Origin of the sequence: Neisseria sicca 4320 (assembly GCF_000193735.1) — a bacterium.
Lineage (GTDB): Bacteria > Pseudomonadota > Gammaproteobacteria > Burkholderiales > Neisseriaceae > Neisseria > Neisseria sicca_E.
The window spans coordinates 15,824-27,662 of sequence record NZ_AEPF01000141.1 but is presented as its reverse complement, the minus strand read 5'-3'; the positions used below and the strand labels follow the sequence as shown (position 1 = coordinate 27,662).

10 protein-coding genes are annotated in these 11,839 nt (G+C 49.7%); 1 reads left to right on the top strand and 9 read right to left on the bottom strand.

Going from position 1 to position 11,839, the window contains the following annotated elements; all coding sequences use genetic code 11:
- The first annotated feature begins 368 nt into the window (after positions 1–368).
- Entirely contained in the window at positions 369–1,559 is a 1,191-nt protein-coding gene (gene coaBC / locus NSCA4_RS0111405; protein WP_016688239.1) for a bifunctional phosphopantothenoylcysteine decarboxylase/phosphopantothenate--cysteine ligase CoaBC, read from the top strand.
- Between the two features lie 180 nt (positions 1,560–1,739).
- On the opposite strand, the gene nqrF is transcribed toward coaBC, so the two are convergent.
- From nqrF to NSCA4_RS0111360, 9 genes are all read right to left on the bottom strand, one after another.
- Entirely contained in the window at positions 1,740–2,957 is a 1,218-nt protein-coding gene (gene nqrF / locus NSCA4_RS0111400) for an NADH:ubiquinone reductase (Na(+)-transporting) subunit F (protein WP_016688238.1), read from the bottom strand.
- A gap of 13 nt (positions 2,958–2,970) precedes the next feature.
- Entirely contained in the window at positions 2,971–3,564 is a 594-nt protein-coding gene (gene nqrE, locus NSCA4_RS0111395) for an NADH:ubiquinone reductase (Na(+)-transporting) subunit E (RefSeq protein ID WP_003741087.1), read from the bottom strand.
- 3 nt (positions 3,565–3,567) lie between these two features.
- The gene (locus tag NSCA4_RS0111390) at positions 3,568–4,194 is read right to left on the bottom strand and encodes an NADH:ubiquinone reductase (Na(+)-transporting) subunit D (protein ID WP_016688237.1); all 627 of its coding nucleotides are present in this window, start codon (positions 4,192–4,194) and stop codon (positions 3,568–3,570) included.
- A complete protein-coding gene (locus tag NSCA4_RS0111385) occupies positions 4,194–4,970 on the bottom strand; it encodes a Na(+)-translocating NADH-quinone reductase subunit C (protein ID WP_016688236.1) in 777 nt (258 codons plus the stop codon). Before NSCA4_RS0111385 ends, NSCA4_RS0111390 begins: the two co-directional genes overlap by 1 nt.
- Positions 4,963–6,195, bottom strand: a complete 1,233-nt coding sequence (locus tag NSCA4_RS0111380; protein ID WP_016688235.1) for an NADH:ubiquinone reductase (Na(+)-transporting) subunit B — start codon at positions 6,193–6,195, stop codon at positions 4,963–4,965. The genes NSCA4_RS0111385 and NSCA4_RS0111380 overlap by 8 nt, the downstream gene beginning before the upstream one ends.
- A gap of 2 nt (positions 6,196–6,197) precedes the next feature.
- Positions 6,198–7,541 (bottom strand): Na(+)-translocating NADH-quinone reductase subunit A, encoded by a 1,344-nt coding sequence (locus NSCA4_RS0111375; RefSeq protein WP_016688234.1) that lies wholly within the window; start codon positions 7,539–7,541, stop codon positions 6,198–6,200.
- A 365-nt stretch (positions 7,542–7,906) separates the two neighbouring features.
- Positions 7,907–9,328: a sodium:proton antiporter gene (locus tag NSCA4_RS0111370; protein ID WP_016688233.1), complete on the bottom strand. Its 1,422-nt coding sequence runs from the start codon at positions 9,326–9,328 to the stop codon at positions 7,907–7,909.
- A 410-nt stretch (positions 9,329–9,738) separates the two neighbouring features.
- Positions 9,739–11,181: a surface lipoprotein assembly modifier gene (locus tag NSCA4_RS0111365; protein ID WP_029609751.1), complete on the bottom strand. Its 1,443-nt coding sequence runs from the start codon at positions 11,179–11,181 to the stop codon at positions 9,739–9,741.
- Between the two features lie 283 nt (positions 11,182–11,464).
- Complete coding sequence (locus NSCA4_RS0111360; RefSeq protein ID WP_016688231.1) at positions 11,465–11,836, bottom strand: hypothetical protein; 372 nt, start codon at positions 11,834–11,836, stop codon at positions 11,465–11,467.
- Positions 11,837–11,839 lie beyond the last annotated feature (3 nt).

The window sequence follows — 11,839 nt, the reverse complement described above, 5'->3', positions numbered from 1 at the left end:
ACAAAACACTTCAACAAACTGAAATTCAACAATTTTTATTTCAGATACTATTTCAGAACTTTTAAAACACCATCAATCCAAACCCAAACAGCCCAAAACCATCCAACTCGCACAACTACAAACAGAAACTCAACTCCCCAACACCCATAGCAACAAAGGTCGTCAGCGACAAAGGTCGTCTGAAATCAATTTCAGACGACCTTTGTTGTTCAATTTCGCATCATATTTTACCAATCTTGCTCATTCAGAAAATATTTACCCTCCTGAATATTACATCACCTCGTTGACATATATAGACCCTCCTCAAAATTGCTTGTTTATTCTTTATCCATGTTAGTATAAACATATTTTGAACACGTATTTTAATCATGAGTAAACATATTCTGCTGGGTATCAGTGGCGGCATTGCCGCTTATAAGTCTTGCGAGTTGGTACGCTTGTTGAAAAAACAGGGACATTCAGTCAGTGTGGTAATGAGCAAAGCATCAACCAAATTTATTTCACCACTGACTTTTCAGGCCTTAAGCGGAAATCCTGTTCTAACAGATACGCATGAAAATGGCTTAGGAAATGGCATGGCTCATATTAATTTAACACGTGAGGCAGATGCGTTGGTCATTGCACCGGCAACAGCCAATACGATTGCAAAAATTTCCCATGGCATTGCGGATAACCTCCTGACCAATCTTGTTGCCGCACGGAAATGTCCTTTGGCAGTTGCTCCCGCTATGAATGTAGAGATGTGGAACAATCCTGCCAATCTACGCAATATCGAACAACTACGTTCAGACGGTATTACTGTCTTTCAGCCGGCGTATGGCGAACAGGCATGTGGGGAAATTGGACTTGGCCGAATGCTTGAAGCAGCTGATTTGGCTGATTTAATTTCCGACTTATGGATACCCAAAATCTTATTAGGCAAACGTATTTTAATCACAGCCGGAGCAACATTTGAAGCCATCGACCCTGTACGCGGTATTACAAACATCTCTAGCGGACAGATGGGTACGGCTTTAGCACGGTCATGCCGGGCTGTAGGGGCTAAAGTAACTTTAATTTATGGACAACTCCAAACTACTATTCCGATCGGACTTTTACATACAGAACAAGCCGTAAGTGCTGAAGAAATGTTCCGCGCTGTTCACAATCATATTACCAACCAAGATGTATTTATCTCCGTTGCAGCTGTTGCTGACTATAAGGTGAAAAATAGCAGTTCTCAAAAAATGAAAAAAGATGGTTCCGGTAAAGTTCCTGTTATCGAATTAACGGAAAACCCCGATATTCTTGCTTCCATTGCTTCTATACCTAACCCTCCCTTTTGCGTCGGGTTTGCCGCTGAAAGCGAACGCGTCCTAGAATATGCTAAAATCAAAAGAGTCAGGAAAAATATCCCGATGCTGGTTGCAAATCAAACTTCCCAGTCAATGGGAAAAACGACTAATCAAATCACCATTATTGATGACGAAAATGAGATTTCATTTCCAGAAACAGATAAACGTCAAGCAGCAGATAACATTGTCAAACATCTTGCAGCTCGTCTGAATCGTTCATCATGAACAATATAGCAAAATAATTCTCAAAATAAGTGAGAACAATGCTATTTTTCTGAAAAATCCAAAGATCGTCTGAAAATTTTAACGAAACCCGTTTCCCTGTTTTCAGACGACCTTCATCTTTAATCTAAACAAAAAAAGGAAGAAACCGAAGTTTCTTCCTTTTGCGTTTGAGTTTAAATTTTAACCGCCGAAATCATCCAAGAGGATGTTTTCATCTTCCACGCCCAAGTCTTTGAGCATTCTGATGACGGACTGGTTCATGATCGGCGGGCCGCACATATAGAATTCGCAGTCTTCGGGGGCTTCGTGGTTTTTCAGATGGTTTTCGTAAACCACGTTGTGGATGAAGCCTGTGTAGCCGTCCCAGTTGTCTTCAGGTAGAGGGTCGGACAAGGCAACGTGCCATGTGAAGTTCGGGAACTCGGCTGCGAGTTGGTCGAAGTCTTCAACATAGAACATTTCTCGTTTGGAACGTGCACCGTACCAGAAGGTGATTTTGCGTTTGGAGTTCAAACGTTTCAACTGATCGAAAATGTGGGAACGCATCGGCGCCATACCTGCACCGCCGCCGATAAATACCATTTCGGCATCGGTATCTTTGGCGAAGAATTCGCCGAACGGACCGGAGATAGTTACTTTGTCACCAGGTTTGAGCGACCAAATGTAGGACGACATTTGTCCCGGAGGCGCATCGGGTACGAGCGGAGGCGGCGTGGCGATACGCACATTCAGCATGATGATGCCTTTTTCTTCTGGATACGAAGCCATGGAGTAGGCGCGCAAAATCGGCTCGTCAACTTTGGAAACATATTGCCACAGATTGTATTTGTCCCAGTCTTCGTGATACTCCTTAGGAATGTCGAAGTCTTTGTAGGCAACGGTGTGCGGCGGAGCTTCGATTTGGATGTAGCCGCCGGCGCGGAAAGGTACTTCTTCGCCTTCGGGAATGGCAAGCTTGAGTTCTTTAATGAACGTAGCTTTGTTGTCATTAGAGATGACGGTGCATTCCCATTTTTTCACACCGAACACTTCTTCCGGCACTTCGATGTCCATGTCGGTTTTGACGTTGACTTGGCAGGACAGACGGCAGCCTTCGCGTGCTTCGCGTTTGCTGATGTGGGACAACTCGGTCGGCAGAATGTCGCCGCCGCCGCTTTTCACGACAACGCGGCATTGTCCGCACGAACCGCCGCCGCCGCAGGCGGAGGGAACGAAGATGCCTTGGCTGGCAAGCGCGCCCAGCAGTTTGCCGCCGGCGGGTATAGTCAGCTCTTTTTCATCATTGACTTTGATGGTGATGTCGCCTTCGCTCACCAGCTTGGATTTGGCAAACAGAATCATCAGTGCCAAAGCCAAGACGATGACGGTGAACATCACAATACCTAAAATAATTTCCATGCCGAATCCTTTCTTATAACTGGATGCCGGAGAACGACATAAACGCCATCGCCATCAGGCCGGCGGAGATGAAGGTGATGCCCAGTCCTTTGAGGCCTTTGGGAGCGTCCGAATATTTCATTTTTTCGGTAATGCCCGCCAAAGCGACAATCGCCAACATCCAGCCCAAACCCGCGCCGAAGCCGTACACGACGGATTCGCCGAAGTTGTATTCACGTTGCGCCATAAACGAAACGGCACCGAAAATCGCGCAGTTTACGGTAATCAGCGGCAGGTAAATACCCAGTGCGTTGTAGAGGGCAGGGAAGAATTTGTCCAAGAACATTTCCAAAATCTGCACCAAAGCCGCAATCACACCGATGAAGGTGATGAATTTCAGGAAGGTCAAATCCACGCCTTCGACAATCGCGCCGTCTTTGAGCAGCGAGTAAACGAGTTGGTTGGCTGGGACGGACAAGCCGAGTACGAAAGTAACGGCAACGCCCAAGCCGAATGCGGTGGATACTTTTTTCGATACCGCCAGAAAAGTACACATGCCCAAGAAGAAGGACAGCGCCATGTTTTCAATGAAGACGGATTTCACAAAAAGGCTTAAGTAATGTTCCATGTCTTATTTCTCCGCCTGTTCGGGTTTCCATGTACGCAAACCCCAAATCAAAAAGCCGATGATGAAGAATGCGCTCGGTGCCAGCAGGAAGAGGCCGTTGGTTTGATACCAGCCGCCGTCCTGCACGGTTTGGAAAATGGTGTACCCAAAGAGTTTGCCCGAACCGATCAATTCGCGGATGCTGGCAACGATAATCAGCAGCATACCGTAACCCGCGCCCTGACCGATACCGTCCACCAGGCTTTCCAGCGGCGGCTCTTTCATGGCGAAGGCTTCGGCACGACCCATCACGATACAGTTGGTAATAATCAAGCCGACGAATACGGAGAGCTGTTTGGACAATTCGTAGGCATAGGCCTGCAACAATTGGTCAACCAGTGTAACCAGCGACGCGACAATCGCCATCTGCACGATAATGCGGATGCTGTTGGGGATGTAGTTGCGCACCAATGAGATGAAGAAGCTGGAAAAACCGGTTACCAAACTGACGGAAATACCCATCACGATGGCCGTCTGAAGTTTGGTGGTAACCGCCAGCGCCGAACAAATACCCAAAACCTGCAAGGCAATCGGGTTGTTGTCGATAAAGGGTGAAAACATTAAATGTTTCAAGCGTTTCATATCAGCCATTATTGTGCTCCTGCTGATTTCAATTTATTCAGGTAGGGGATATAGCCGTTTTCGCCGAACCAGTAGTCGAACGAGCCTTGTACGCCTTTGGAAGTCAGCGATGCGCCGGAGAGTGCATCTACGCCGTGTTCTTTATCGGAACCTGCGCCTTTGCCGACGTGCAGGGCAAGTTTGCCTTGTTCGTCAAAGAGTTTTTTGCCGACGAATTTTTGTTGCCACAACGGATTGCCGATTTCGCCGCCCAAGCCCGGAGTCTCGCCTTGGTCGTAGTAGGTGATGCCGTTGATGGTGTTGCCGTCAGGTTGGATGGCGACGAAGCCGTACATGACCGACCACAAACCGTTGCCGTGCATAGGCAGGATGATTTGACTGACTTTGCCGTCATCACCTTTTACCAAATAAACTTCGGTGTATTTGGCGCGGCTTTTGATGCCTGCCAAATCGTCTTCAGGTTTGATTTGGATGCTTTGCGCGGGGTCTTTGGCGGCAACGCGCGCACTGAAGTCTCTCGGCGCGTCTTTCACATATTCGCCGGTCGCCAAATCGACCACGCGTTGTTCGATGCGGTCGGCAAAGGTTTTGCTGATGTCGGTATTTTTATCGAGCAAACCGGCAACGCTCAGGATGTAGCTTTGCTTGTCCTGAACCTTTTGCTTTTCCTGCACCGGTTTCAAGCCGACAACCGCGCCTGCCACAATGATCGAGCAAATCAGGCTGACCGCCAACACCACAATCAGCGTGCCGCTGAAGCTGTCTTTATCGAATTTCTTAGCCATTGCTGCGCGCCTTTCTGCGTTTGATGTTCGCTTGTGCGACGAAATAGTCGAAAATCGGGGCAAACAGGTTGGCAAACAGAATCGCCAACATCATGCCTTCGGGGTAAGCCGGATTGACCACGCGGATTAACACGCACATCACGCCGATTAGCGCGCCGTACCACCATTTGCCGACATTGGTAAAGGAAGCGGAAACGGGGTCGGTCGCCATAAACAGCATACCGATGGCGAAGCCGCCGACGACCAGATGCCAGTACCAAGGCATGCTGAACATCGGATTGGTGTCCGAACCGATAACGTTAAACAGCGAAGACATGGCAATCATACCGATCATCACACCGGCAATAATGCGCCAAGAAGCGATGCGGGCAAACACGATAAACGCGCCGCCGATTAAAAGCGCCAAAGTAGATACTTCGCCGATAGAACCGGGCACGTTACCGATAAACGCATCCATCCAAGTGATGGATTGATTGGTAACGGCATTTTTCAGACCTTCCGAACCGTGTGCCGCCCACTGAGCCAACGCAGTTGCGCCGGAATAGCCGTCAACCGCCGTCCAAACGGTGTCGCCGGTAATATTGGCTGGATAAGCGAAGAACAAGAAGGCACGGCCTGCCAACGCAGGGTTCATAAAGTTTTTACCCGTACCGCCGAACACCTCTTTCGCAACCACCACGCCGAAGGTAATACCCAAGGCGGCCTGCCACAGCGGCAGCGTAGGCGGAACGATTAAGGCGAACAAAATCGAAGTAACGAAGAAACCTTCGTTGATTTCGTGTTTACGCACGGTGGCGAACAAAACTTCCCAGAAACCGCCGACGGCAAATACGGTCGCGTAAATCGGCAGGAAGTAAATCGCGCCGAATAGCATTTTGCCCAACACGCCCGCTTCAGACGACATATTGATGCCTAAAGCGTTGGCAAGGGCGTAGTGCCAGTCGTTGGCGATGCTTTGTTGCAGCAAATCGGGTGTTAACGCACCGAATGCCTGCGCACCAACGTTGTACATACCGAAGAACATGGCGGGGAACAAAGCCAGCCACACCAAAATCATCATGCGTTTGGAGTCGAGCGCGTCGCGGACGTGTGCCGCTTTGCGTGTTACCGCACCGGATGTGTAGAAAATCGTCGCCGCAGCTTCATAGAGGGCATACCATTTTTCATGTTTGCCGCCCGGCAGGAAGTGCGGTTCGATTTTTTCCAGAAAATGTTTCAAGCCCATAATCAGCCTTCCTTCTCAATGGTTTCCAGCACCTTGCGCAACAGCGGGCCGTATTCGTATTTACCCGGGCAGACGAAGCTGCACAAAGCGAGGTCTTCTTCGTCCAATTCCAAGCAACCCAAAGCCTGCGCGCTGTCGGTATCGCCAACGATTAAATCGCGCAGAAGCAAAGTAGGCAGGATGTCCAGCGGCATCACGCGCTCGTAAGTGCCGATCGGCACCATGGCGCGGTCGCCGCCGTTGACGGCTGTCGTGAACTTGAAGAGTTTGTTTTTCAGGAAATGACCGAGGGTCGTACGCGTAATCGAGTATTTGTCCGGCTGCGGCGCAACCCAGCCGAACAGCTCTTTGCTGCGGCCTTCTTCGATAACGGAAATCTGATTGTGGTAGCGTCCCAAATAATCATGCGCGCCTTGTGCAATCGCGCCGTTCAATACCGAACCGGAAATCACGCGGTTGTCCGCATCAACCAATTCGCCGGCGATAATTTGCGACACCTTCGCACCCAAAACGGTACGCAAGAGGCGCGGTTTGTTGACTTGCGGACCGCCCAAAGCAACCACGCGCTCGGTATTCAGACGACCTGTTACGAACAAACGTCCGATGGCAATCACGTCTTGATAATTGATGGTCCAAACGGTTTTATTCGCGCCGACAGGCTCGATGAAATGAATGTGCGTACCGCTCAAACCCGCGGGATGAGGGCCGCCGAATTCATGTATTTCAATGTTGGCGGCGTTTTCAGACGGCACGTCCGCACCGGCTGCTTTACAAACATGGATTTTGCGTTCGGTCAGACGGCTCAACACCAGCAAACCTCGTCTGAAATCCTCGGCAGCTTCTTTGATCACGACCACAGGGTCTGCCGCCAGCGGATTGGTGTCCATCGCATTGACGAAAATAGCGAACGGCTCGGCATCAACGGCGGGAATCTTGCTGAACGGACGGGTACGCAGCGCAGTCCACAAACCGGATTGAATCAGATTGCGGCGCACTTCTTCACCGCTTAAGTTTGCCAACGCATCGGGCGCATAGCGTTCGAACTCGATTTCGTCATCGCCTTCAACGGCAATCACGACCGACTGAAGCACGCGCTTTTCGCCGCGGTGAATCGCGGCGATTTTGCCGGAAGCCGGCGCAGTAAACACCACGCCCGGGTTTTTCTTGTCTTCAAACAGCACTTGGCCTTTTTTGACGGCATCGCCTTCCTTGACTTTCATCGAGGGGCGCATACCGGCATATTCTTCGCCAAGCAACGCGACTTCGGTAATGGCCGGACCGTCGTAAACGGCTTGCTCCGGTCTGCCCGCGATGGGCAGGTCTAGGCCTTTTTTGATTTTAATCATAGGTTTGCATTACTTGTGATGAGTTAAACAGAATAAAATGATCCAACTTTTCAGACGACGCTTGAAACTGGAACGCGCGGGAGAGGTCGTCTGAAAGTAAAGCCTTACTTACGGAAAACAACAATTAAATGAAAACTGTAAAGTGTCTGATTTTAGCAGGAACAGCCCGCTTTATGTCAGATTTACGCAGATTTTTTCCAGCCTTCTGCCCCATGCCTCGCACGAAATAAGCCATCAATAAAAGCACAACATATTGATGCCAAAAATTAATCTATTCAAAACAAGCGTCAGAATACAAAAAGGTCGTCTGAAAACCGAATCACAAGAATCAGGTTTTCAGACGACCTTTTAAGGGCAGGCAAGTATCAGAACAACTGCCAAACAAAGAAAATCAGCGTATGCAGTATAAACAGCGGAATCAATACCCCTACCGACCACATCATATAACCAAAGAAAGTCGGCATCGGGATACCGCGTTGCTCGGCAATCGCCTTAACCATGAAGTTTGGCGCATTACCGATATAAGTGAGCGCACCCATAAACACCGAACCCATGGATATGGCCAGCAGCGAATGGAACAGATGCCCCGTCATCAGAGCCTGAGCATCGCCGCCCGCCATATTGAAGAACACCAAATAAGTCGGCGCATTATCCAAAAATGCAGACAACAAACCGCTCATCCAGAAATACATCGTATTAATCGGATTACCCGAAGCATCATGCACCAACGATACCACCGCGCCCAGCGCACCCGCTTCACCCGCCTTCAAAATCGCCAAGACAGGGGAAATCGTAATGAAAATACCAAAAAACAGTTTGCCCACTTCGGCAATCGGGTCGAAATTGAATTCATTACCCGCCCTAACCTGCTTGGGCGTAATCAGCAGCGAAACAATGGTCAGCGCCAGCAAAATCACATCGCGCACCAAATTTTGCAAAGCATAGTGGCTGCCCAAGATTTCAAATCCCGGATGATCGGGCTTCCACAAACCGGACAGCAAAACCGCACCGACCACGCCCGCCAGCAGTAAGAAGTTCCATTTACCGGAAATCCGCAAATCTTCCTCGACTTCCTCTTCCTGCTGAACCTGTTCTTCAGTAGTTTCACGCGCGTGATAGCGGCTGTCGATAATATAAAACACCAGCAACAGCACCACCGTACTGATCAATACGGGCATCAACATGTGTTTCACCGTCCACATGAAATCCACGCCCTTCAGGAAACCCAAAAACAGCGGAGGATCGCCCAACGGCGTCAGACCGCCGCCGATGTTTGCCACCAAAAAGATAAAAAATACAACAATATGCACTTTTTTCTTACGGTAACGGTTTGCCTTCAGCAGCGGACGAATCATCAACATCGCCGCACCGGTCGTTCCCATAAAGGAAGCCATCACCGTACCCGCCGCCAACAATCCGGTATTCAGCGCCGGCGTACCGTGCAGCTTACCCCAAACCAAAATCCCGCCAGAAATCGTGTACAAAGCCAAAAGCAGCAGGATAAACGGAATATATTCCTCAACCAGCGCATGGGTAACCGTATGCACACTCGCGCCAAAACCGAACACAGCGGCAAAAGGAACTAGAAACAGCAGCGTCCAAACCGCCGTAATCTTGCCGAAATGGTGATGCCAAGTATGCGCGAAAAAGAGCGGCCCCAACGCAATAGACAAAAGAATCAACGCGAACGGCGCACCCCAAAACAAACTGAGCGACGCGCCATCAAAATCAGCGGCGTGCGACAAAGCGGGGAATAAGATGAGAGATAAAATTGGTAAGTGGCGCATTGTTTTTCCTTGTTTTTCTTACAGGCAAAAGCCCGAACAAACACGCCCGCACAATACCGAGAAGTCAAACAGAAAACATCTGCGACCCATCCTGACATTGAACGGAGAAATGTTGCCATACGTAAACCTTGTTTGATTGTAAGTGAAAACCCCGCCCCAAACCAGTCAAAATAACCGACCGCCCAGCCCTGCCTCCCAATCTTCAAGCCCCTATTCCGCCCTATCAGCCAACCATATTTTCAAAATCCTTTTGAAAATAAAATGCTAGGTTATCAATAATGTAAACTATCGAAATATAACTTTAGATTTATTCTTTCAAAAATTTACACAATCTGCCCTTACGCAAATAAAAAAGCTAAAGGTCGTCTGAAAAATTTCAGACGACCTTTTATTATTCAAACCAAACACAATCAGAATGTTTTACTGAATTCGACAAACATTCTGGTTTTGCCGTATTCATTATATTTGTCGTTGCTCCATGTTTTGTGGTGGGCGACGGTCAGGCGCGGGGTGATGCCTTTGAAGTGGAAAGCGCGGTGCCACACGGCGAGCGAAATATCCGCTTCTTTATCGCGGCGGTTTTCCTGACCGCTCAAAAGACTGGGCGTTTGATAACGGCGTTGCGCCGCACTCAGCCGCAACATGGTGGACAATCCTTTGCCCCACTCCTGCCCCCATGCGGTACGAAGGCTGTAACGGTCGAAGCTGTCTTCCTTATCTTCTTTATTGCGTTCCTGATAGATGTCGAAACCGCCGACCCAATATTGGCGGGCGTTTCGGTAATAGACGACGGAATTGCTCAGCAGGCGGTTGTTGCTGTCGGAACGGGCGCGGCGGGTGTTTTTCAGACGACCCATTTCAACGGCGCTCAAGGTTTGCAGCTTAGGCTGCCACCAGCGGTTGATGTGTAGGCGCGCACCGCTGGAGTAGGTGTACGGGTCGTTGCCGTAGAAGCGGCGTTCGTGGAACGGGGTCAAGCCGATGTCGTTGCGCTGGTCGGCGTAACCTGCGCCTACTGAGAAGCGGGTGGTCACGTCGTTATACTTGGTTTGTTCGGGATAAATTTTGCCGTAATTATCCGCGCCTGCCGTGGCGTACCAGCCTTTGGGCAGCGACCATTTTTTCTCTGCGCCGAGTTGGTAGTTGATGGCGGTGGCGTCGATAGGCTCGGGGAAAGTCCAGTTGCCGTATGTGCGGCGGCTGGGCGCTTGGTTGATATTTTGTTCGCGGGTTACGCTCAAGCCGGCGTTGAATTTCCACGAATCGCGCTCGCGCAATGCTTTGCGGTAAGACTCGATGCCTTTGACGAACGGCTCGGGCAGGTTGGCTTCTGTTTTGAGTTTGTCGAACTGGTCGGCGGCGGCTTCGTTTTGCTTGTCTTCAAACAAAGCGGTGGCAAGCTGCCAGCGGACGACGGGGGCATCGGGGTTTTCGGCGATAAATTGACGGTAATACCCGATGGCTTCTTTCATTTTGCCGTCGTTTTGGGCAACCAATCCGCGCGCGTAGAGCGCCATGTTTTTATCGTGTCCCGGCCATTGTTCGTAAATCGGCAGGACAACCTTGATGCCCGCGATATTGCGCGAAACAACGGCGGAATACATGGCGCGGGAAAGCAATTGGGGATTGTCGAGCAGGGTTTTGGCATCGACGTTGACGACTTTTTCAGACGACGTCTCGGCAGCAAGTTTGACCGTTTCTTCTTCGACGGGGTCAGGTTCTGCCGTTTTGACCTGCAACTCGGGAGCAGGCTGGTTTTGAGGCTCGGACGGCACGTCGGCGGCTTCCGCTGCGGACACGGCGAGCAGGGAGAGGAGTAAGAGTGTTTTTTCATGATTTTTGCAATGTGGAATGTTGGTATTGTAGTGATTGTGTCGAAATTTTTATGTTGAGGCCGAACAACATCATTTATTCTATTTAGATATTGTTTTGTCTCAATATTATGTTGAGCGCGGATTTTACCGTGTTTTACAGTAAAACAAAATATTGCAGGGGTAAATAAAATAATACGGCATGATTTGGCTTGACCTAAACCGCAGTTAACGCCCTATCCTGCCGTTTCGGTTCTGTGTGCCTTATCATACAAAAAGGTCGTCTGAAACCTCTTTTCAGACGACCTTTGCGGTATGTGTCGATTTAGCGTTTGTCCAAGTCCAAATCAGCTTTGTATTCGATACGGCCGTGTCCTTTGTTTTCGATGGATACGTCCAATTCTTGTCTGCCGCGTTTGAATTTCAAATCGGCATCGTCGTTCCGGATTTCCGATTCGACCACTTGAAAACCTTTACTGCGCGCGTGGGCAATGACTTTTTTCGCCAAAGACGGAATCGGGTTGCCGCGTGCGGGCAGTTCGGCTTTGTATTCAAATTCGCCGTTGCCCTGACGGTCGGCTTTGACCGTATGCGCACCTGCGGGAAGATAAATTTCGGCAGGAAGCGGAGCGGCGAAGGCGGTGGCGGAGAAAAGCGCCAAAATGCCGGTTGCCAATAAAGATTTTGTTTTAGCCATACT

Bases quoted from the DNA above. Each gene is read 5' to 3' on its own strand.
- coaBC (WP_016688239.1), top strand. From the start codon at position 369: ATGAGTAAACATATTCTGCTGGGTATCAGTGGCGGCATTGCCGCTTAT.
- nqrF (WP_016688238.1), bottom strand. From the start codon at position 2,957: ATGGAAATTATTTTAGGTATTGTGATGTTCACCGTCATCGTCTTGGCT.
- nqrE (WP_003741087.1), bottom strand. From the start codon at position 3,564: ATGGAACATTACTTAAGCCTTTTTGTGAAATCCGTCTTCATTGAAAAC.
- NSCA4_RS0111390 (WP_016688237.1), bottom strand. From the start codon at position 4,194: ATGGCTGATATGAAACGCTTGAAACATTTAATGTTTTCACCCTTTATC.
- NSCA4_RS0111385 (WP_016688236.1), bottom strand. From the start codon at position 4,970: ATGGCTAAGAAATTCGATAAAGACAGCTTCAGCGGCACGCTGATTGTG.
- NSCA4_RS0111380 (WP_016688235.1), bottom strand. From the start codon at position 6,195: ATGGGCTTGAAACATTTTCTGGAAAAAATCGAACCGCACTTCCTGCCG.
- NSCA4_RS0111375 (WP_016688234.1), bottom strand. From the start codon at position 7,541: ATGATTAAAATCAAAAAAGGCCTAGACCTGCCCATCGCGGGCAGACCG.
- NSCA4_RS0111370 (WP_016688233.1), bottom strand. From the start codon at position 9,328: ATGCGCCACTTACCAATTTTATCTCTCATCTTATTCCCCGCTTTGTCG.
- NSCA4_RS0111360 (WP_016688231.1), bottom strand. From the start codon at position 11,836: ATGGCTAAAACAAAATCTTTATTGGCAACCGGCATTTTGGCGCTTTTC.